This is a genomic window from Shewanella sp. SG44-6, from assembly GCF_014164185.1.
Lineage (GTDB): Bacteria > Pseudomonadota > Gammaproteobacteria > Enterobacterales > Shewanellaceae > Shewanella > Shewanella vesiculosa.
In genome coordinates this window covers 1-251 of sequence record NZ_JACJER010000372.1, presented here as the reverse complement: position 1 = coordinate 251, position 251 = coordinate 1, and the positions used below count along the sequence as shown (strand labels likewise).

Sequence of the window (251 nt, the reverse complement as noted above, 5' to 3'; positions counted from 1 at the left end):
GGTATAGGAGGTTGGAAAAAGCAAAGGCTGCATTGTAACGATGCAGATACAGACTTGTGTCTGGTCACGAAAGTGAGCCCACTTCCGACTGGTCTCCCGTTGCAAGATAATTTGAAGAACTTTATTCAAGGAGAAACGCAAATGATGATTTCAACAGAAATTAGTGCCTCTCCTGACAGCGCTCAATGGCAGTCAATAGACTGGAAATCCGTTGAACCGCCTGTATTAAAGCTTCAGATGCGTATTGCAAA

1 pseudogene is annotated in these 251 nt (G+C 43.8%); it reads left to right on the top strand.

Annotated elements, in window-relative coordinates:
- Positions 1–141: 141 nt before the first annotated feature.
- Positions 142–251: pseudogene (locus H5185_RS23390) on the top strand (RNA-directed DNA polymerase); the annotation flags it as partial.